This window comes from Streptomyces solicavernae (assembly GCF_029968095.1).
Taxonomy (GTDB): domain Bacteria; phylum Actinomycetota; class Actinomycetes; order Streptomycetales; family Streptomycetaceae; genus Streptomyces; species Streptomyces solicavernae.
Genome location: NZ_JASCIR010000003.1, coordinates 347,398 through 366,152, shown reverse-complemented (window position 1 = coordinate 366,152; position 18,755 = coordinate 347,398). Strand labels below are relative to the sequence as shown.

The 18,755-nt window shown below is 70.0% G+C and carries 20 protein-coding genes; 17 read left to right on the top strand and 3 right to left on the bottom strand.

What is annotated here, in order from left to right; translation table 11 throughout:
• Positions 1–133 precede the first annotated feature (133 nt).
• Positions 134–706, top strand: coding sequence for a TIGR03086 family metal-binding protein (locus tag QIS99_RS06605; protein WP_282511385.1), 573 nt, complete (start codon positions 134–136; stop codon positions 704–706).
• A gap of 74 nt (positions 707–780) precedes the next feature.
• Here QIS99_RS06605 and QIS99_RS06600 read toward each other — a convergent pair whose 3' ends face one another.
• Positions 781–1,884 (bottom strand): magnesium and cobalt transport protein CorA, encoded by a 1,104-nt coding sequence (locus QIS99_RS06600; RefSeq protein WP_282511437.1) that lies wholly within the window; start codon positions 1,882–1,884, stop codon positions 781–783.
• 299 nt (positions 1,885–2,183) lie between these two features.
• Here QIS99_RS06600 and QIS99_RS06595 point away from each other — a divergent pair, with 299 nt between their 5' ends.
• The 3 genes from QIS99_RS06595 (at position 2,184) to QIS99_RS06585 (ending at position 4,119) form a co-directional block, all read left to right on the top strand.
• The gene (locus QIS99_RS06595; RefSeq protein WP_282511382.1) at positions 2,184–2,780 is read left to right on the top strand and encodes a hypothetical protein; all 597 of its coding nucleotides are present in this window, start codon (positions 2,184–2,186) and stop codon (positions 2,778–2,780) included.
• Between the two features lie 35 nt (positions 2,781–2,815).
• Positions 2,816–3,661: an SDR family NAD(P)-dependent oxidoreductase gene (locus tag QIS99_RS06590; protein ID WP_282511380.1), complete on the top strand. Its 846-nt coding sequence runs from the start codon at positions 2,816–2,818 to the stop codon at positions 3,659–3,661.
• A gap of 92 nt (positions 3,662–3,753) precedes the next feature.
• Positions 3,754–4,119: a MerR family transcriptional regulator gene (locus QIS99_RS06585; protein WP_282511378.1), complete on the top strand. Its 366-nt coding sequence runs from the start codon at positions 3,754–3,756 to the stop codon at positions 4,117–4,119.
• 200 nt (positions 4,120–4,319) lie between these two features.
• Here QIS99_RS06585 and QIS99_RS06580 read toward each other — a convergent pair whose 3' ends face one another.
• Complete coding sequence (locus QIS99_RS06580) at positions 4,320–4,964, bottom strand: hypothetical protein (protein WP_282511376.1); 645 nt, start codon at positions 4,962–4,964, stop codon at positions 4,320–4,322.
• Between the two features lie 399 nt (positions 4,965–5,363).
• On the opposite strand from QIS99_RS06580, the gene hemL reads away from it, so the two are divergent.
• From hemL to QIS99_RS06540, 8 genes are all read left to right on the top strand, one after another.
• Positions 5,364–6,671 (top strand): glutamate-1-semialdehyde 2,1-aminomutase, encoded by a 1,308-nt coding sequence (gene hemL / locus QIS99_RS06575; RefSeq protein WP_282511374.1) that lies wholly within the window; start codon positions 5,364–5,366, stop codon positions 6,669–6,671.
• A complete protein-coding gene (locus QIS99_RS06570) occupies positions 6,668–7,378 on the top strand; it encodes a histidine phosphatase family protein (protein WP_282511372.1) in 711 nt (236 codons plus the stop codon). Before hemL ends, QIS99_RS06570 begins: the two co-directional genes overlap by 4 nt.
• Positions 7,379–7,639: 261 nt before the next feature.
• Entirely contained in the window at positions 7,640–8,857 is a 1,218-nt protein-coding gene (locus tag QIS99_RS06565; protein WP_282511370.1) for a polysaccharide deacetylase family protein, read from the top strand.
• A 66-nt stretch (positions 8,858–8,923) separates the two neighbouring features.
• Complete coding sequence (locus QIS99_RS06560; RefSeq protein WP_282511368.1) at positions 8,924–9,526, top strand: TlpA family protein disulfide reductase; 603 nt, start codon at positions 8,924–8,926, stop codon at positions 9,524–9,526.
• Positions 9,527–9,536: 10 nt separating this feature from the next.
• Complete coding sequence (locus tag QIS99_RS06555) at positions 9,537–10,331, top strand: cytochrome c biogenesis CcdA family protein (protein WP_282511435.1); 795 nt, start codon at positions 9,537–9,539, stop codon at positions 10,329–10,331.
• A gap of 2 nt (positions 10,332–10,333) precedes the next feature.
• On the top strand, positions 10,334–12,043 hold the full coding sequence (resB, locus tag QIS99_RS06550; RefSeq protein WP_282511366.1) for a cytochrome c biogenesis protein ResB: 1,710 nt from the start codon (positions 10,334–10,336) through the stop codon (positions 12,041–12,043).
• Between the two features lie 157 nt (positions 12,044–12,200).
• Entirely contained in the window at positions 12,201–13,292 is a 1,092-nt protein-coding gene (gene ccsB, locus QIS99_RS06545; RefSeq protein ID WP_282511364.1) for a c-type cytochrome biogenesis protein CcsB, read from the top strand.
• 55 nt (positions 13,293–13,347) lie between these two features.
• Entirely contained in the window at positions 13,348–13,851 is a 504-nt protein-coding gene (locus QIS99_RS06540) for an SRPBCC family protein (protein WP_282511362.1), read from the top strand.
• Positions 13,852–13,883: 32 nt separating this feature from the next.
• Here the strand turns inward: QIS99_RS06540 and QIS99_RS06535 are convergent, their stop codons facing one another.
• The gene (locus tag QIS99_RS06535; protein ID WP_282511360.1) at positions 13,884–14,195 is read right to left on the bottom strand and encodes a PLD nuclease N-terminal domain-containing protein; all 312 of its coding nucleotides are present in this window, start codon (positions 14,193–14,195) and stop codon (positions 13,884–13,886) included.
• 88 nt (positions 14,196–14,283) lie between these two features.
• Between QIS99_RS06535 and QIS99_RS06530 the strand changes: the two genes are divergently transcribed.
• The 5 genes from QIS99_RS06530 to QIS99_RS06510 all read left to right on the top strand — a co-directional run bounded on the left by QIS99_RS06530 (position 14,284) and on the right by QIS99_RS06510 (position 18,715).
• A complete protein-coding gene (locus QIS99_RS06530) occupies positions 14,284–15,744 on the top strand; it encodes a menaquinone biosynthesis decarboxylase (protein ID WP_282511358.1) in 1,461 nt (486 codons plus the stop codon).
• Positions 15,741–16,643: a menaquinone biosynthesis prenyltransferase MqnP gene (mqnP, locus tag QIS99_RS06525; RefSeq protein ID WP_282511356.1), complete on the top strand. Its 903-nt coding sequence runs from the start codon at positions 15,741–15,743 to the stop codon at positions 16,641–16,643. The genes QIS99_RS06530 and mqnP overlap by 4 nt, the downstream gene beginning before the upstream one ends.
• A 143-nt stretch (positions 16,644–16,786) precedes the next feature.
• Positions 16,787–17,353 (top strand): Uma2 family endonuclease, encoded by a 567-nt coding sequence (locus QIS99_RS06520; protein ID WP_282511354.1) that lies wholly within the window; start codon positions 16,787–16,789, stop codon positions 17,351–17,353.
• A 38-nt stretch (positions 17,354–17,391) separates the two neighbouring features.
• Positions 17,392–18,078: a UbiX family flavin prenyltransferase gene (locus QIS99_RS06515; RefSeq protein WP_282511351.1), complete on the top strand. Its 687-nt coding sequence runs from the start codon at positions 17,392–17,394 to the stop codon at positions 18,076–18,078.
• Positions 18,079–18,259: 181 nt separating this feature from the next.
• Positions 18,260–18,715, top strand: coding sequence for an Lrp/AsnC family transcriptional regulator (locus QIS99_RS06510; RefSeq protein WP_282511349.1), 456 nt, complete (start codon positions 18,260–18,262; stop codon positions 18,713–18,715).
• Positions 18,716–18,755: the final 40 nt, after the last annotated feature.

Genomic DNA, 18,755 nt, shown 5'->3' with positions numbered 1-18,755 from the left:
ACGAACGGAGTCTAGGACGGGTCGGGTCGGGGACGGGGGTGGGAACAACGGAGTCCAGGACGGGGGTGGGAACAGGGGAGGGCTGTCGCATTTCTTCAAGGCGCGGGCACCGGCCGTCGCCTACGTTCGGGGCATGACGAAGAGCATCAGCGAACTCCTGGACACGGCGGGCGTGCAGGCTGTCGCCGTGATCCGGGGTATCGAGGACGGGCAGCTCGGACAGCGCACGCCGTGCTCCGAGTACGACGTACGAGCCCTGGTGAACCACCTCACGCAAGTGGTCGTGCAGTTCCAGGCACTTGCGGTGAAGCAGGACGCGGAGTTCGGGGAGACGCCCGACGCGGTCGGCCGGGGCGACGACTGGCGGGACCGCTTCGGCGAGGAGACCCGGCGGTTGGCCGCCGCGTGGGGCGAGCCCGGGGCGGAGGAGGGGACGACGGGTGCGATGAACTTCCCGGCCCGCACGGTCGGCCACATGGTGCTCGGCGACCTCGCCGTGCACGCCTGGGACCTGGCCCGCGCGACCGGCCGGGACCACGTGATCGAACCGGTGGTCCTCACCGAACTCGTCTCCGCGTACGAGGGCCTCGCCCCGGCGGCACGGCAGGCGGGTGTGATCGGCGAGCCGGTGGCCGTACCGGCGGACGCGCCCGAGCAGGACCGCCTCCTCGGTGCCCTGGGCCGCGACCCGCACTGGCGCCCCTGAGAACACGCCCGAGCTCTGCACGTGCCGGGTCCCTGACGGGCCGGCCGCAACCGACCGCCCCTGCAGCCGCCCCCCTACAGCCACCCCCTGCGCCGCAGCATGCGGTGCAGCAGGAAGCAGGCGAGGACGGTGAGGACGATGAGAACGGGATAGCCGTAGGGGGAGTCGAGGCCGGGCATGTGCTCGAAGTTCATGCCGTAGACGCCGCAGACCATGGTCGGGACGGCGATGATCGCGGCCCAGGACGTGATCTTGCGCATGTCCTCGTTCTGCTCGACCGTGACCTGGGCCAAGTGGGCCTGGAGGATCGAGTCGAGGAGGGCGTCGAAGGACGCTATGTGCTCGCTCGTCCCGGCCAGATGGTCGGCGACGTCCCGGAAGTACGGCTGGATGTCCGGGGCGATCAGGGTGTTCGTGCGGGTGGCGAGGATCTGCAGGGGGCGGCTGAGCGGGGAGACGGCCCGCTTCAGCTCCAGGAGTTCGCGCTTGAGCTGGTAGATCCGCCCGGCGTCGGCCCGCCCGCCCGAGCGGTCCGGCTGGGCGGCGAAAACCTGGGACTCCACGTCGTCGATGTCTTCCTGCACGGCGTCGGCGACGGTCAGGTACTCGTCCACGACATGGTCGGCGATCGCGTGCAGCACGGCCGACGGGCCCTTGGCCAGCTGCTCCGGGTCGGCCTCCAGGGCTTCGCGGACCGGGCCGAGCGAGCCGTGCCGGCCGTGGCGGACGGTGATGACGAAGTCCTGGCCGGTGAAGACCATGATCTCGCCGGTGTCGACGACCTCGCTGTTGGCGGTCAGCTCGTCGTGGTCCACGTAGCAGACGGACTTGAAGACGGCGAACAGCATGTCGTCGTACGACTCCACCTTGGGGCGCTGGTGGGCGTGGACGGCGTCCTCGACGGCCAGCGGGTGGAGGCCGAACGGCTCGGCGAGCGCTGCGAGTTCGTCGGGCGTCGGCTCGTGCAGGCCGATCCATACGAAGCCCTCGCCCTCCTTGCGTACGCGGGCCAGGGCCTGGGCGGCCGAGACGTCAGCGCGGCCGTCGGCGCGGCGCTTGCCGTCCTGGTAGACGACGCAGTTCACCACGGCACTGCCGAGAGGGGAGCGTGCCGGATGGCTGAGGTCCACCGTGCGGCGCTTGGCGCGGCCGACCATGCGGCGCAGCTTGCGGATCATGGGCACGTCCGGTCTCCCTCCGGGTCGACGTGCCAGTGTGCCACTGGGGCCCGTCGGCGATACAGAGCACCCCGCGAACCGTTCCGTCTCGCGCGGGGCGCGGGGCACAGGGTGCGGGGCGCGCAGCACGGTGCACAGGGCACACAGCGCACAGGGCACACAGCGCACAGGACACGCAGCGCACACAGCGCACAGGGCACAGGGCACACAGCGCAGAACGGGCGGGGCCTCCGTATCCGCCTTAGAGTCGACTCCCGTGGGGGACAGCTGCCTCGGGGAGCCGAAGGAGTCATCGCCTCATGAGCAGCAGCGGCATACCGGCCGGCGTGCCGGTCGACGTGGCGTACGACGCGCGTCTCGGCCCGAAGTACGCCGGTCTCGATGTGAAGGACGTGCGGCGCCGGCGCCTTCGCGCGACGCTCAGGGTGTACGCCCGACGCGTGGAGACGGCTCTCGACAAGCTGCGGTCCAGGGCGGCCCGGGCCCTCACCCCCGACCCGGAGGGTGCGCTCGCCCGCCGCGCGGCGGTCCGGGAGGCCGAGCAGGAGGTGCGCGAAATCGACGCCGACGGCCGGGTCTTCACCCGAAGGGACACCGGAGCGCAGATCAGGACCCGCGACACCCTGGCGGCCGCGGATCCCGTGCTGCGCGGGGCGGGGCGGGCCGACGACCGGTACGAGGTGGAGTGCCTCACCCACCGCGGCGACCCACTGTTCCTCGACGACGCCAACGCCGCCGCGCGCGCCGCCCGGCGCTCGGACGTGTGGTGCGAGGGCTGCCGTCAGCTCGTGCAGGTCCTGCGGCCGGTGCGCGGCCGTGCCCGCATCCGTACACGCACCGCCACCCGGGCCTGGGCCCGCGCCCGCGCGCGCAAGGGGGCCGAGCGGCGGGCTTGACCTTGCCGTTGGCGTCAGGGTCGGAAGCTCCCACCATGAACGCCAACGAACGCACGGACACAGACCCGCGCACGGACACCGACCCTCGTACGAACAACACGGACCCTCGTACGAACACGGACCCGCGTACGAACACCACCCCCCGAGTCGTCTGCGTGACCGGTGCAGGTACCGGCATCGGGCGGGCCGCCGCCAGGGCCTTTGCGGGCGGAGGGGCGCGGGTGCTTGCGGTGGGGCGGCGGCCGGGGCCGCTGCGGGAGACCGCCGCCCCCCACCCGGAGTTGATCACCCCGATCGTCGCGGACATCACGGCGGAGGGCGGCCCCGAGCGGATCGTCGAGGCGGCGGAGCGGACGTACGGACGTCTGGACGTGCTCGTCAACAACGCCGCCGTGGTTCGCAGCGGCGCCCTCGGGGCGGTCACGCGCGGCGCGGTCGACGAGCAGCTCGCCACCAACCTGGTCGCGCCGGTCCTGCTGTCGCAGGCGGCGCTTCCGCTGCTCGCCGAAGGGGGGCGCGGGGTGATCGTCAACGTCAGTACGTCGGTCGGGCAGCGGGCCTTCCCGGGCAGTTCGGTGTACGCCGCCACGAAGGCGGCCCTCGAACTCCTCACCCGTAGCTGGGCGGTGGAGCTGGCGCCGCGTGGGGTGCGGGTGGTCGCGGTCGCGCCCGGCGCTGTGGAGACGCCGATCGGCGACCATCAGGGCCTGTCGCCGGAGCGGATCGCGGAACTCCGCGACTGGCAGCTGGCGCACACACCGCTCGGCCGGATCGGCAGGCCGGAGGAGGTGGCCTGGGCGATCACCGGGCTCGCCGCGCCGCAGGCGTCGTTCGTGACGGGTGTCGTGCTGCCGGTCGACGGGGGTGCGGTGGTGGCCTGACCGCGTGCGGGACGAGAAGTACGTCGTGATGGGATGACCGGTACGGGCAGGGGGAGTGGGCGGATAACGGCGCGAGGAGGAGCGGGATCCCGGTGCGGATAGGGGAGTTGGCGGCGCGCACCGGTACGACCGCGCGCGCCCTGCGCCACTACGAGCAGGCCGGACTGATCTCCTCGGAGCGCGCCCCGAACGGCTACCGGGCCTACGGCGAAGGCGCGGTCGTCCGGGTCCGCAACATCCGGCACCTGCTCGCGGTGGGCCTCACCCTCGACGACGTACGGGTCTTCGCGCCCTGCCTGGACGGTGACGTGGCCGAGGCGCCGCCCGCGCCGAAGGGCCTGGCCGTGGCGCGGGAACGCCTCGCCGTGCTCGACCGCCGCATCGCGGCCCAGACGGAACTCCGGAACCGACTGGCCGCGGCGCTGGACGAGTCGACGAGGCCGGCCCCGGCGCCCTGACGGACGGTCGGCCAATCCCCGGCCGCCTCCCCACGTCCGCCACCAGTGTGCAGGCGTGACCAGCCCCAACTCGTCGTACAGCCGCTCAGGCTCGGGCAGTCGGTCCGGTCAGGGCGAGGCAGCAGGTCCGGTCAGGGCCCGACGGTCGGTCCGGTCAGGGCCCGACGGTCGGTCCGGTCAGGGCCGGACGGCTGGTTCGGTCAGGGCCAGACAAGGCAGTAGGGCTGATGCCCCGCCTCATGCAGCCGGTGGCTGAAGTCCTGCCATTCGTGCAGGAGTTGGTAGACGTTGAACGCATCGCGCGGGCCGCCGCGGTCCGGGACCGTGGACCAGATGAACGCGGCCGCGCCGACCGCCTCGTCGCCGATGCCGCGGAGCGGGTCGACGACCGTCATCGGGAGTTTCACCACCGCGTAGTCGGGGTGCAGGACGACGAGTTCGAGCGGGGGCACCTTGTGCAGGGGTATGCCCTCGATGCCGGTGAGGACCATCGCGGCCATCGTCTCCGGCTTGATCTTCGTGAACATTCCGCCCATGCCGAGCTCGTCGCCCCCGAGCTCCTCCGGGCGCATCGAGATCGGCACCCGGGCGGCGGTCGCACCGTCCGGAGCGCCGAAGTACTTGTAGGTCACCCCCACCCGGCCACTCCTGCTCCCCGTGCTCGAAGGGATACCCGCCGTGGCGTCGCGCCGGCCGGCCGCGCCCGCTGCCGTGTCCGCCGCTGCCGTGTCCGCCGCCGTGTCCGCCGACTCCGCGGCCTCAGGTTCCCTACGGTGCCTCCCCCGGCGGGCACGCCGGGGACCGAGGTCGTCGGTCCCCTCGCCCAGTCCGCCACCGCGATGCATATCTCCACCCGACTGCTTTTTTAGGTAACACAGCGACGCCGCGCAACCCGATCATCGTGTCAGTTGACCTCCCCCGTGACCGTACGCCGAAACGTGGGTGTGAACAGCCGTGCTGAAACACCTGTCCACAGGATGTCCGAGGGCTCTGACACCATGGCTTGTGTGAGCTTTCCGTATGTCCACCCAGTCTCGCAGACGAGAGGGGGCTGACGCCCGGCCGTTAGGACCGGGCCCCACCGACTTGGCCACCGACTTGGCCGGACTTGGCCACGGACTTGGCCACCGACTTGGCCGGACTTGGCCACCGACGGCGCCGACGCGCGCCGATCCCCGTCGACCTCCGCCGTCGTCACACTCACCGTCGTCCCACTCGCCGACGCATCGCAGATCAGGACCAAAGTGCCGTATTCATACGAAGCCCCCGTTTCGCAGACGCTTTTCGACCGAGCGGCCGTCGTGACGCCCGGCGGCGTGAACTCTCCCGTGCGCGCCTTCCGCGCGGTCGGGGGCACGCCCCGCTTCATGGTGTCCGGCACCGGTCCGTATCTCACCGACGCCGACGGCCGTGAGTACGTCGACCTGGTGTGCTCCTGGGGTCCGATGATCCTCGGGCACTCGCACCCCGAGGTGATCGCCGCCGTGCAGGACGCGGTCGCGCGCGGCACGTCGTTCGGTACGCCGGGGGAGGGTGAGGTCGCGCTCGCCGAGGAGATCGTGGACCGGATCGCGCCGGTCGAGCAGGTCCGCCTGGTGTCGTCGGGCACCGAGGCGACGATGTCCGCGATCCGGCTTGCCCGCGGGTTCACCGGCCGCGCCAAGGTGGTCAAGTTCGCCGGGTGTTACCACGGCCATGTGGACGCGCTGCTCGCCGCGGCCGGCTCCGGCGTCGCCACGTTCGGCCTGCCCGACACCCCGGGCGTCACCGGCGCCCAGGCGGGCGACACGGTCGTGCTGCCGTACAACGACCTGGAGGCCGTGCGGGCCGCCTTCGCCGCGCACCCCGGCGAGATCGCCTGCGTGATCACCGAGGCCTCGCCCGGCAACATGGGCGTGGTCCCGCCGCGCGACGGCTTCAACGCCGGCCTGAAGCAGCTCTGCCAGGACAACGGCGCGCTGTACATCTCGGACGAGGTCATGACCGGCTTCCGTACGTCGAAGGCGGGCTGGTTCGGCGTCGACGGCGTCGTGCCGGACCTGCTGACCTTCGGCAAGGTCATGGGCGGCGGCTTCCCGGCGGCGGCGTTCGGCGGCCGCGCGGACGTGATGGCGCACCTCGCCCCGGCCGGCCCGGTCTACCAGGCGGGCACGCTCTCCGGGAACCCGATCGCCACGGCCGCGGGCCTCGCCCAGCTCCGCCTCCTGGACGACGCGGCGTACGACAAGGTGAACGCGGTGTCGAAGGAGCTGCAGGGCCTGGTCGGCGCGGCGCTCAGCAAGGAGGGCGTGGCGCACCGGCTGCAGACCGCGTCCAACATGTTCTCGGTGTTCTTCACGGAGAACGAGGTGCGCAGCTACGACGACGCGAAGGCGCAGGATGCGTTCCGCTTCACCGCGTTCTTCCACTCGATGCTCGCCGACGGCGTGTACCTGCCGCCGTCGGCCTTCGAGTCCTGGTTCGTCTCGACGGCGCACGACGAGCGCGCGGTCCAGCGCATCGCGGACGCCCTGCCCGCCGCGGCCCGCGCGGCGGCGGAGGCCACGGCATGAGCGGGCGGGACGACCTCACCGTCGTGCACGTGATGCGCCACGGTGAGGTGCACAACCCGGAGGGCATCCTCTACGGCCGCCTGCCCGAGTACCACCTGTCCGAGCTCGGCCGGCAGATGGCCGACCGGGTTGCCGAGCACCTGGCCGGGCGGGACGTGACGCATGTCGTGTCCTCGCCGCTTGAGCGCGCGCAGGAGTCGGCCGCCCCGATCGCCAAGGTGCACGGTCTGGATCTGGCCACGGACGAGCGCCTGATCGAGGCGGACAACGTCTTCCAGGGCAAGACCTTCGGCGTGGGCGACGGCGCCCTGAAGAGTCCGGAGAACTGGAGGCACCTGGTCAACCCCTTCAAGCCGTCCTGGGGCGAGCCGTACATCGAGCAGGTCGTGCGGATGATGGGCGCCCTTGACGCGGCGAAGGACGCGGCCCGCGGGCACGAGGCGGTGTGCGTGAGCCACCAGCTGCCGATCTGGATCGTGCGCAGCTTCGTGGAGAGGCGCCGACTGTGGCACGACCCGCGCAGGCGGCAGTGCACGCTCGCCTCGCTGACGACGTTCACGTACCGCGGCGACAAGATCGTGTCGGTGGGGTACTCCGAGCCGGCCCGTGACCTGGTCCCCGCGCATCTGCTCGCGGGTGCGAAGCCGGGCAGGGGCGTCAAGGGCGTCAAGGGCGTCAAGGGCAAGGACAAGGCGTTCGGGGCGTAGCGGTATGAATCGGACGATGAAGGCTTAACAGGCCCTAATAAGCCTCAACCAGCATCAAACCGGCCTCAATCAACATTAAACCGTCCTCAACCGTCCTCAACCGGCAAGAAGGGTCGGGCACTTACTCAGTGTCTGGCCCTTCTGTCGTGTGGGCGCCAGAAGAATCAAGCCACTTGGCGCAACCCTTTCGCCTCCCCCGCTATCTACCGGTATGCCCACCTACGTGGAGTGCGGGTACGAGTACGGAGAATCGGGGACAAAATGCGCGACTACAGCCGAAGGGGACTGCTGGGACTGGGAGTTGGCCTCGGGGCCGCCGCGGGGCTCGCCGGATGCGGCACCGGCACGGACGACGCGAAGCCGGCGGGCCGGGCGAAGGGGAAGGACACTCCCATAGAGGGCCGCGCGATAGGCGACGGTTCCACGTCCTTCACGGGAAAGCAGCCGCACCAGCCCGGAGCGCCGCGCAAGCTGGCGCCCGGCGAGACCCCGCCGCAGTTCGTGGTCTTCTCCTGGGACGGCGCGGGCGAGGTCGGCAACGGCCTGTTCCCGCGCTTCCTGAAGCTCGCGAAGGAGCACGACGCGCACATGACGTTCTTCCTCTCGGGCCTCTATCTGCTGCCCGAGGCGAAGAAGCGCCGCTACCGCCCGCCGAACAACACCGTCGGCGCCTCCGACATCGGCTACCTCACCGACGACCACATCAAGCAGACCCTGAAGTACGTGCGCCAGGCCTGGCTCGACGGCCACGAGATAGGCACGCACTTCAACGGCCACTTCTGCGCGGGCACCGGCTCGGTCGCCAACTGGACGCCCCGGCAGTGGCGCGACGAGATCGACCAGGCCACGTCCTTCGTCAAGGAGTGGCGTACGAACACGGGCTGGTCGGACCTGCCCTCGCTGCCCTTCGACTACGACAAGGAACTCGTCGGCGGCCGCACCCCCTGCCTGCTCGGCCAGGAGAACCTGCTGCCCGTCGCCCGCGAGCTCGGCTGGCGCTACGACGCCTCCTCGCCCGGCGGCCACCAGCGCTGGCCCGTGAAGAAGCAGGGCATATGGGACCTTCCGCTGCAGGCGATGCCGTTCCCCGGCCACACCTTCGAGGTCCTGTCGATGGACTACAACATCCTCGCCAACCAGTCCCAGAACTCCACCAAGGCCCCGCCCCACAACTACCCGGCCTGGCGCAGGCAGGCCACGGAGTCCTACCTCGCCGGCTTCCACCGCGCGTACGAGACGAACCGGGCGCCCTTCTTCGTAGGCAACCACTTCGAGCAGTGGAACGGCGGCATCTACATGGACGCCGTCGAGGAGACCCTGAAGACGGTCGCGGGGAAGAAGGACGTACGCCTGGTCTCTTTCCGGCAGTTCGTCGACTGGCTCGACGCGCAGGACCCGAAGGTGCTGGAGAAGTTTCAGGGGCTCCCCGTCGGCCAGGCCCCCGCGGAAGGCTGGCGCGGACTCGGCAAAGCCGCCTGAGCGGGCCGTTTCGTACGCGCCGGGGGGCGCCCAAGATCCTCGAAACGGTCATGCGAAACTTTTCACATGAGCTACCGCCGTCCTGTCTTCCGACGTGCCTCCCTGTTCGCAGCCGGGGCCGCGGTCGCCGCCCTCACTCTGAGCGCCTGCGGCGACGGCGGCACCCAGGGCGGCTCCGGGAACACCAACTTCGTCACCGGAAAGAACGGCATCGCGAGCCTCGACAAGTCCGAGCGCGTGGCCGCCCCGAAGCTGGAGGGCAAGAGCCTCGACGGCAAGCCGCTCAGCCTCGACGACTACCAGGGCAAGATCGTCGTACTCAACGTCTGGGGCTCCTGGTGCGGACCCTGCCGCGTCGAGACGCCGTACCTCGTGAAGGTCGCCAAGGAGCTCAAGCCGAAGGGCGTCGAGTTCGTCGGCATCAACACCCGTGACTTCAACAAGGGCCCGGCGGTCAAGTTCGAGGAGGAGCACGGCGTGGAGTACCCGAGCTTCTACGACCCCTCCGGGAAGCTGATCCTGCAGTTCCCGAAGGGCAGCCTCGCCCCGCAGCAGATCCCGTCCACGATCGTCATCGACAGGGACGGCAAGCTGGCGGCCCGCGCCCTGCAGGCCGTCAACGACAAGCAGCTGCACCAGATGATCGACCCGCTGCTCGCGGAGAAGTGAGCGAGACGTGATGCACGCCCTCGCCGCGACGCTCGACGGCACCCAGGTGACCGCCCTCGCCGCGGCCCCCAACGAGACCGTCCTCACCGGCGCCCTCGTCCTGGCCCTGCCGATCGCTCTCCTCGCCGGCCTCGTCTCCTTCTTCTCGCCCTGCGTCCTGCCGCTCGTCCCCGGCTACCTGTCGTACGTCACGGGCGTTTCCGGCACCGACCTCGCCGAGGCCAAGCGGGGCCGGATGGCCGCCGGGGCCGGGCTGTTCGTCCTCGGCTTCACCGCCGTCTTCGTCTCCGGCGGCGCGCTCTTCGGCGGCTTCGGTTCGACGCTCCTGGAGCACCGGGAGGTCATCTCCAAGGTGCTCGGCGCGCTGACCATCGTGCTCGGGCTCTTCTTCATGGGCGCCATGCCGTTCCTGACGCAGCGCGAATTCCGGTTCCACAAGCGGCCGGTGTCCGGACTGCTCGGCGCGCCCATGCTCGGCGTGCTCTTCGGCATCGGCTGGACGCCCTGCATCGGCCCGACCCTCTCCGCGGTCACCGCGCTCTCCCTGCAGGAGGCCAGCGCGGGGCGTGGCGCCATACTGACCCTGGCCTACTGCCTCGGCCTCGGCGTGCCGTTCATCCTGGCGGCGATCGCGTTCCGGCGGGCGCTCGGCGCGTTCGACTGGGTCAAGCGGCACTACGTCTGGGTGATGCGGATCGGCGGCGGCATGCTCGTCGCCACCGGCCTGCTGCTCGTCACCGGCGTCTGGGACCACCTGGTGTCCCAGATGCAGTCCTGGACTTCCGGCTTCACCGTGGGGATCTGATCGTGAGCAAGACCGACACCGCAGCCGGCAACGCGGCCGACCCCGCCGACCCCGCCGACGAGAAGGACCTGGGCAGCGCCGGATCGCAGCTCAGCACCGCGCCCCAGGAGGACACCGGCGGCGACGCCCCGAACCTGCCGGCGCTCGGCGTGATCGGCTGGACCCGCTGGTTCTGGCGGCAGCTCACCTCGATGCGGGTCGCCCTGATCCTGCTCTTCATGCTGTCGCTCGGCGCGATCCCCGGCTCGCTCATCCCGCAGAACAGCGTCGACGAGCTCAAGGTGCAGGACTTCAAGGAAGCCCACACCACGCTCACCCCGATCTACGAGAAGCTCCAACTCTTCGACGTCTACAGCTCGGTGTGGTTCTCCGCGATCTACATCCTGCTGTTCATCTCCCTGATCGGCTGCATCGTCCCGCGCACCTGGCAGTTCGTCGGCCAGCTCCGCGGCCGCCCCCCGCGCGCCCCGCGCCGCCTGGACCGGCTGCCCGCGTACACCACGTGGCGCACCGACGCCGAGCCCGAGCAGGTGCGCGAGCAGGCCCTGGCGCTGCTGAAGGGCCGCCGCTTCCGCGCCGAGCTCACCGGCGACGCCGTCACCGCCGAGAAGGGCTACCTCCGCGAGGCCGGCAATCTGCTCTTCCACGTCTCGCTGATCGTGATGCTGATCGCCTTCGCCGCGGGCACGCTCTTCAAGTCCGAGGGCGGCAAGCTGATCACCGAGGGCGACGGCTTCGCCAACACCCTTACGCAGTACGACGATTTCAAGTCCGGCAACCTCTTCGACAACGACAGCCTGGAGCCGTTCAGCTTCACGCTCGACCGCTTCGAGGACACGTACGAGAAGAGCGGACCCGAGAAGGGCACGCCGCGCATCTACAAGGCGCACATCACCTACTCCGAGGGCGCCGACGGGCCGGAGAAGAAGACGGCCATCGAGGTCAACTCGCCGCTTGAGGTGAACGGCGCCAAGGTCCACCTGATCGGCCACGGCTACGCGCCCGTCGTCACCGTCAAGGACGGCCGCGGCGAGACCGTCTACCACGGTGCCGTGCCGATGCTGCCGATCGACTCCAACGTCACCTCGACCGGCGCCATCAAGGTCGCCGACGGCTACCGCGACAAGAACGGCAAGAAGGAACAGCTCGGCTTCAACGCCTTCTTCGTGCCGACCTTCGCGGGCGCGGGCAAGGGCGAGATGTTCTCCCAGTTCCCGGCGCCCGAGTACCCGGTGCTCGCGCTCTCCGCGTACCACGGCAGCCTTGGCGTGGACTCCGGTCTTCCGCAGAACGTGTACCAGCTCGACACGTCGAAGATGAAGGAGTTCAAGGACGAGAACGGCGAGCTGTTCAAGCAGCGCATCCGGCCGGGCGAGACCATGACGCTCCCGAACGGCGCCGGCTCGATCACATTCGAGAAGGACCTCAGGGAGTGGGCGTCCTTCCAGATCTCCCAGCAGCCCGGCAACGGCTGGGCGCTGGCCGGCGCCGGCGCCGCCCTCGTCGGACTGGTCGGCTCGCTGTTCATCCAGCGCCGCCGCGTCTGGGTCCGCGCCGTGCGGCACGCCGACGGCACCACCGTCGTCGAGATGGCGGGCCTGGGGCGTAGTGAGTCCACCCAGTTGCCGGAGGAGCTGGGCGGCCTTGCGGAGAAACTCCATTCGAGGGCGCCCAGCGTCTCCGAACGATCTGCCGAAGGGGCTGAGAATTGAGTCCTCCCTCGCGCAGATGGAGAGGGGTTCCCGGCTCACGCTGCTCCGACGCTCTGCGAACGACCGAGTCTTCTGCGATCAACACCAGCCGGGTTGAAACCAGCCCGGGTACTACGACTACGTACCAGCGGGCGGAACTGCCTGTCCGGAGGTTTCAGTGAATCTCGCCGCCGCCACCAACGAGAACCTGGCGAACATCAGTAATGTCCTGATCTATTCGTCGATGGCCGTCTACACCCTGGCCTTCCTCGCGCACATCGCCGAATGGACCTTCGGCAGCCGCAGCAAGGTCGGCCGCACCGCCGCCGCGCTCACGACCAAGGGCACGAGCGCCGCCGCTGCCCCCGCCGCCCCCGCCGTCACCGTCAAGAAGGCCGGGGGCACCGCCGTCCTGGAGCGCCCCAAGGTCGTCACGCGCACCGCCTCCGGCTCCCGTGACGTGCCGGACGGCCCCGGCGCGCACGGCGGCACGGAGAAGGGCGACATGTACGGCCGGATCGCCGTGTCGCTCACCGTGCTCGCCTTCCTCGTGGAGGCGGGCGGCGTCGCGACCCGCGCGTTCTCCGTGATGCGCGCCCCCTGGGGCAACATGTACGAGTTCTCGATCACCTTCTCCACGGTGGCCGTCGGCGCGTACCTGCTGTTCCTGGCGCTGAAGAAGAACGTCCGCTGGATCGGCCTGATCCTGGTCACCACGGTCCTGCTCGACCTGGGCATCGCCACCACGTGGCTCTACACCGACAGCGACCAGCTGGTCCCGGCCCTCGACTCGTACTGGCTGTGGATCCACGTCTCCACCGCCATCTTCTGCGGAGCGGTCTTCTACCTCGGCGCGGTCGGCACGCTGCTCTACCTGTTCCGCGACTCGTACGAGAGCAAGCTGGAGGGCGGCGGCACCCCCGGCACCTTCGCGCACTCGGTGCTGTCCCGGCTGCCCTCGGCGGCGTCCCTGGACAAGTTCTCGTACCGCATCAACGCCGCGGTCTTCCCGCTGTGGACGTTCACGATCATCGCGGGCGCGATCTGGGCGGGCGACGCCTGGGGCCGCTACTGGGGCTGGGACCCCAAGGAGGTCTGGTCGTTCGTGACGTGGATCGTGTACGCCTGCTACCTGCACGCGCGCGCGACGGCCGGCTGGAAGGGCCGCAAGGCCGCCTACCTGGCGCTCTTCGCCTTCGCGACCTGGCTGTGGAACTACTACGGCGTCAACATCTTCATCACCGGCAAGCACTCGTACGCGGGCGTCTGAGCCCCGTCCGACCTGCACGGGTGCGGATGTTCCGCAACCGCGCCAGGCTGGAGCCATGACCGCGACGATCGGACAGGGCACCAGCCGGACCGAGAACGGAATCCAGCACCTCCACTTCGAGCTGCATCTGCCGCATCCCGTCGAGCAGGTGTGGCTCGCCGTGGCCACTGCGCGGGGGCTGCCCCAGTGGCTCGCCGCCGCCGATGTCCTCGAACCGAGGCTCGGCGGCGCGGTCGTTCTGCGCTGGCTCAACCAGGCGGGCGAGCGCCACTCGGGGCGGGTCACCGCGTGGGACGTGGAGCGGATCGCCGAGTACACCCTGGACTCGTTGCACGGGCGGATGCGGTTCCATCTGGAGCCGGACGGCACGCGGGGGACGACGGTCCGCTTCACGAGCGACTTCCGCGGCGACGACGCGTTGCGCCTGGACTGCCTGGCGGGGTGGCACGATCACTTCGAGTATCTGGCGGAGGCGTTGGCGGGGCGTCCGGCGGAGTGGTCGCGCTGGACGCCTGACCGGTGGCAGCGGTTCCGGGACGTGTACGCGTCGCGGGGGTAGGGGCGGGTGGAGGTCGGGCAGGGGAAGAAGCCCTACTTCGGCGGGTTCCCCTTGTCGTCCTCGTCCAGGTCCGGCTCCGGCTCGTCCTTCTTGAGCGTCTGCAGGAACTCCGGGTTGTCGTCCGGCGCGACCCAGCCGCCGCGTGCCCCGGACGGGCGGCGCGCCGTGCGGTCGCGCCCCACGACCAGCCACGAGACCGAGCCGACCAGCGGAAAGAGCAGCACGAGAATCGCCCAGAGCGGCTTGGGGACGTACCGGACCTCCTGCTCGTCCGTGGTGATGCAGTCGATGAACGCGTAGATGCTGAGTGCCAGCGGCACCAGGATCAGCAGCACCCGGAACATGAAGCCGTCCCCCTGCGTGTGGAGTGCCGGGGCCGGGTGACGGCCCCCGTGACAGGTCAAGCGTAGCGAGTAGCCGATACTGGTCCCTATGGCTTACGACGATCTTCGCTCCCTGCTCCGGGCGCTGGAGCGCGAGGGCGACCTGTTGCGCATCAAGGCCGAGGTCGACCCGCATCTGGAGGTCGGTGAGATCGTCGACCGGGTGAACAAGGCCGGCGGCCCCGCCCTGCTCTTCGAGAACGTGAAGGGCGCCTCGATGCCCCTCGCGATGAACGTGTACGGCACCGACCGCCGCCTCCTGAAGGCCCTCGGCCTCAAGTCGTACGCGGACATCAGCGACAAGATCGGCGGCCTCCTCAAGCCCGAGCTGCCGCAGGGCTTCGTCGGCATCCGCGAGGCCTTCGGCAAGCTCGGCGCGATGACCCACGTACCGCCGAAGAAGGTGAAGTCGGAGAACGCCCCTGTGCAGGAGGTCGTGCTCACCGGCGAGGACGTGGACCTGGAGCAGCTGCCCGCGCTGTTCACCTGGCCCCAGGACGGCGGCTCGTTCTTCAACCTGGGCCTCACCCACACCAAGCACCCGGAGACGGGCGTGCGCAACCTCGGCCTGTACCGGCTGCAGCGGCACGACAAGCGCACCATCGGCATGCACTGGCAGATCCACAAGGACAGCCGCAACCACTACCAAGTGGCCGCCCAGCGGGGCGAGAAGCTGCCGGTCGCGATCGCCTTCGGCTGCCCGCCGGCCGTGACGTACGCGTCCTCGGCGCCGCTCCCCGGTGACATGGACGAGTACATGCTGGCCGGGTTCATCCAGGGCAAGCGCGTCGAGATGGTCGACTGCAAGACCGTGCCGCTCCAGGTCCCGGCCAACGCCGAGGTCGTCATCGAGGGCTGGCTGGAGCCCGGCGAGATGCTGCCGGAGGGGCCGTTCGGCGACCACACCGGGTTCTACACGCCGCAGGAGCCGTTCCCGGCGCTGAAGATCGACTGCGTGACGATGCGGAAGCGTCCGTTGCTCCAGTCCATCGTGGTCGGCCGCCCGCCGACGGAGGACGGCCCGCTGGGACGCGCGACCGAGCGCTTCTTCCTCCCCCTGCTCAAGGTGATCGTCCCGGACATCGTGGACTACCACCTGCCGGAGTCCGGCGGCTTCCACAACTGCGCGATCATCTCGATCGACAAGAAGTACCCGAAGCACGCGCAGAAGGTCATGCACGCCATCTGGGGCGCGCACATGATGTCGCTGACCAAGCTGATCGTCGTCGTGGACAAGGACTGCGACGTGCACGACCTGCACGAGGTCTCCTGGCGCGCCCTCGGCAACACGGACTACGCCCGCGACCTGACGGTCGTCGAGGGCCCGGTCGACCACCTCGACCACGCCTCCTACCAGCAGTTCTGGGGCGGCAAGGCGGGCATCGACGCCACGAAGAAGCTGCCCGAGGAGGGCTATACGCGTGACGGCGGCTGGCCGGAGATGGTCGAGTCCGACCCGCGCACGGCGGCCCTGGTGGACCGCCGCTGGAAGGAGTACGGACTCAAGTGAGCAGCGCCGCAGCAGCCGTCCCGCAGCCGGGGCGTACGAGGGCCTTTCTGCGCCTCGTCATGATCGAGCACTCGGTGTTCGCGCTGCCCTTCGCGTACATCGCCGCGCTGACCGCGATGTTCCAGCTGGACAAGAGCGTCCACTGGGGCAGGCTGCTCCTGGTGACGGTCGCGATGGTCGGCCTGCGGACGTTCGCGATGGCCGCGAACCGGATCATCGACCGCGAGATCGACGCCCGTAACCCGCGCACCGCCCACCGCGAGCTGGTCACCGGCGCGGTCTCGGTGAAGTCCGCGTGGACGGGCGCGCTGATCGCCCTGGTCGTCTTCCTGGGCGCCGCGGCCCTGCTCAACCCGCTCTGCCTGGCCCTGGCCCCCGTCGCGGTGATCCCGATGGTGGTCTATCCGTACGGCAAGAGGTTCACGAACTTCCCGCAGGCGATTCTGGGGTTGGCGCAGGCGATGGGCCCGGTCGGCGCGTGGCTGGCGATCACGGGTTCGTGGTCCTGGGACGCGGTGATCCTGGGCCTCGCGGTCGGGATCTGGATCGGCGGCTTCGACCTGATCTACGCCTGCCAGGACGTGGAGACGGACCGCGAGGTCGGCGTGCTGTCGGTGCCCGCGCGCTTCGGTATCCCGGCGGCGATCCGGGGGGCGCGCGGGTGCCACCTGGTGACGACGGGCCTGTTCGTCTGGTACGCGGTGTCCACGGGCGCGGGGGCGTTCTTCTGGCTCGGCCTGGTGATCGTCGCGGGGGCGTTCCTGTACGAGCACCGGATCGTCCGCCCGCACGACCTGTCCCGCCTGAACCGGGCGTTCTTCCAGGTCAACGGGTTCATCGGGATCGCGCTGTTCGTGTGCGCGCTGCTGGACCTGGTGGTGCGGGGGCTGACGGTCTAGGGCCTGTCCCGCGGAGATCCGCCGGACAGGCCCTAGGGGTCTCGCTCACTCGTTCGGGTGGCCGGGTGGCCATACCCGGGCTGGCGATGGGGCCCGTGAATACGGTGGGGCGCCTACCATCGAGGGCAGGGAAGGGAGAGGCCGTGACCATCTCGGAGACCGATCGCCTGCACTCTCAGCTCAGCCGGTTCGAGGACATGTTCCACGGTTACCGGACGGAGATTGTCGAGGGCAACATCGTGATGAGTCCGCTCAGGCCGTTCCACAACCGGACGATCCTGGAGGTGTGGAGCCAGCTCAAGGCGCAGTTGGGCGATGACTGGAGCTGCGTCAGCGACGTGGCGTTCCCGTTCAGCGACGAGTTCGAGTTCTGCCCCGACCTGGCAGTGATCCCGGCCGTGGAGGAGGCGCGGAACGTCACCGCGTACTCGCCCGACCTGATCGAGCTTGTCATCGAGGTCGTCTCGCCGAGCAGCATCCGGCACGACTACGAGGTCAAGTCCCGCCAGTACGCAGCCCGGGGCCTCGCCCACTACCTGATCTTCGATCCGCGGGCCGGCCACCTGGTCACCCGCTGGAATCCCGGCCCCGACGGCTATCGCGGCTCCGACACCATCCCCTACGGCGGCAAGGCCGTCGTCGAGACCGACCTCGGCAAGCTGACGGTCGACACCGGCGCACTGCCCGTCGACCCCGAGCACAGCACCTGACCGAGCCCCGCCGCCGAGGCGCCGGATAGGCTCGTGGCGTGCAGCCCGTACCCGAAGACTTCGCGCAGCGCCGACCCTGGGTGGTCGGTGTCTCCGGCGCGTCCGGCACGCCGTACGCCGCGGCCGTGCTGCGCGCGCTGCTCGCCGCGGGCGAGAGCGTGGACCTGGTCGTCAGCCGCGCCTCACGGCTGACGCTGCTCGACGAGACGGGCATCTCGTTCCGCGACGCCCACTGGCAGGACGACCTCCGCGAGTGGCTGGCGCGCGGGGCGGACGGCAAGCCGGACGCGTTCGCTCCGGTCGACGTGGCGGACGTGCGGTACTGGGCGGCGGGCGACCTCGCCGCGGGCCCTTCGTCCGGCTCGTACGCGACACGCGGGATGTTGATCGTGCCCGCCTCCACGGCCTGCGTGGCCGGAGTCGCGCTCGGCCTGTCGAAGGACCTGCTGCAGCGGACGGCGAGCGTGACCCTCAAGGAGGGCCGCAAGCTGGTCGTCGCCGTGCGCGAGACCCCGCTGAACGGCCAGACGCTGAAGCACCTCGTGGCGCTCGACGAGGCGGGCGCGACCGTGCTGCCCGCCTCACCGGCGTTCTACGCGGGGGCGACGCACATCCAGGATCTGGTGGACTTCGTCGCCGGGCGGGTGCTCGACGCGGCGGGGGTGCCGCACGGCCTGTACCGCCGCTGGGAGGGAGAGCTGGGTGGCGGCTCTCGGGGGACGTAGCGGGCTGCTCACGTACTCCTGGAATCTGAAAGATCACCGGCGATCTGGTAAAAGAATCACAGGGGTGCGACCCTGCTTGCCTTAGATTAGACAAACTCACGACTCGTGACTCCCGACTCACGACTCACGACTCGTGACTCATGACTCGTGGCATCGCTGAACAATGGAAGGCGCCAGGCATATGGACGCGGTGGACAGGCAGCTCATCCAGGCCCTGCGGGAGAACGGCAGGGCCTCGTACGCCGAACTCGGCCGGCTCGTCGGCCTCTCCGGCCCCTCCGTCACCGACCGCATCAACCGCCTGGAGGCGGCGGGTGTGATCACCGGCTACCGCGCGACCGTCGACTCGGCGGCGCTCGGCCTCGGCGTCACCGCCCTCGTCGGCATCTCCCTCTCCGACGCGACCGACCACGAGGACGTGGCGCAGCGCCTCAAGGACCTGCACGAGATCGAGGACTGCTGGTTCATCGCGGGCGACGACTCGTACATGCTCAAGGTGCGCGTCGACGACGTGGACGGTCTGGAGAAGACCATCCGCCGGCTCAGCGGCACGAAGGGCGTCTCGCGCACCCGTACCACGATCGTGCTCTCCACGAAGTGGGAGAACCGGGTCGGGGAACTGCCCGAGGAGGTATAGCAGTACGGTTGGCCGCAGTTGTCGTAGGGAGAGGTAAGGG

Bases quoted from the DNA above. Each gene is read 5' to 3' on its own strand.
- QIS99_RS06570 (WP_282511372.1), top strand. From the start codon at position 6,668: ATGAGCGGGCGGGACGACCTCACCGTCGTGCACGTGATGCGCCACGGT.
- QIS99_RS06535 (WP_282511360.1), bottom strand. From the start codon at position 14,195: ATGTTCCGGGTGCTGCTGATCCTGGTGCCGCTGGCACTCAGCATCTAC.
- QIS99_RS06530 (WP_282511358.1), top strand. From the start codon at position 14,284: ATGGCTTACGACGATCTTCGCTCCCTGCTCCGGGCGCTGGAGCGCGAG.
- QIS99_RS06540 (WP_282511362.1), top strand. From the start codon at position 13,348: ATGACCGCGACGATCGGACAGGGCACCAGCCGGACCGAGAACGGAATC.
- QIS99_RS06565 (WP_282511370.1), top strand. From the start codon at position 7,640: ATGCGCGACTACAGCCGAAGGGGACTGCTGGGACTGGGAGTTGGCCTC.
- QIS99_RS06605 (WP_282511385.1), top strand. From the start codon at position 134: ATGACGAAGAGCATCAGCGAACTCCTGGACACGGCGGGCGTGCAGGCT.
- QIS99_RS06555 (WP_282511435.1), top strand. From the start codon at position 9,537: ATGCACGCCCTCGCCGCGACGCTCGACGGCACCCAGGTGACCGCCCTC.
- QIS99_RS06600 (WP_282511437.1), bottom strand. From the start codon at position 1,884: ATGATCCGCAAGCTGCGCCGCATGGTCGGCCGCGCCAAGCGCCGCACG.
- QIS99_RS06560 (WP_282511368.1), top strand. From the start codon at position 8,924: ATGAGCTACCGCCGTCCTGTCTTCCGACGTGCCTCCCTGTTCGCAGCC.
- QIS99_RS06510 (WP_282511349.1), top strand. From the start codon at position 18,260: ATGGACGCGGTGGACAGGCAGCTCATCCAGGCCCTGCGGGAGAACGGC.
- QIS99_RS06590 (WP_282511380.1), top strand. From the start codon at position 2,816: ATGAACGCCAACGAACGCACGGACACAGACCCGCGCACGGACACCGAC.
- QIS99_RS06595 (WP_282511382.1), top strand. From the start codon at position 2,184: ATGAGCAGCAGCGGCATACCGGCCGGCGTGCCGGTCGACGTGGCGTAC.
- QIS99_RS06580 (WP_282511376.1), bottom strand. From the start codon at position 4,964: ATGCATCGCGGTGGCGGACTGGGCGAGGGGACCGACGACCTCGGTCCC.